1 protein-coding gene is annotated in these 450 nt (G+C 37.6%); it reads right to left on the reverse strand.

Features of this window, described 5'->3' with window-relative positions; genetic code table 11:
• Positions 1-450 (reverse strand): transposase (locus tag H6A27_RS15870; RefSeq protein WP_239469737.1); only part of this gene is annotated, 450 nt, incomplete at both ends.

Genomic DNA, 450 nt, shown 5'->3' on the forward strand with positions numbered 1-450 from the left:
AATTCACAAATAAGTTCGTACCTACAGATGCCAGTGCCCTGTTTGTACAATAGAAAAGCGAGTCCTTAGTATTGTAATCAGCAGGTCTTATCCATTTGCCTTTCAATATACGCCACAGGATTTCAGCAGGATTAAGTTCAGGAGAGTATGGTGGAAGATAAAAAAGAAATAATCCTCTATCCTCCCATATTTTTCTGAGTTCTTTTATCTTTCTGTTCCTGTGTACAGAAGCATTGTCAAGTACAACAACCGTTTTCTTCTTTACCTCAAAAGAGAACCTGTCAAGAAAATCCACAAGCTTGTCTGCATTTATTGACTCCTGTGTTGTAAAGCCTTTATACTGATTTCTTCGGGTAATCATGCCAAAGATATTAAGTCTTGCTGTTTTCTCTGATGGAATATAGACATTCTCATCTTTGAACTGCCATCCGTAAGGTACATAACCATCTG

Origin of the sequence: Bacteroides caecigallinarum (assembly GCF_016902295.1) — a bacterium.
GTDB lineage: Bacteria > Bacteroidota > Bacteroidia > Bacteroidales > Bacteroidaceae > Phocaeicola > Phocaeicola caecigallinarum_A.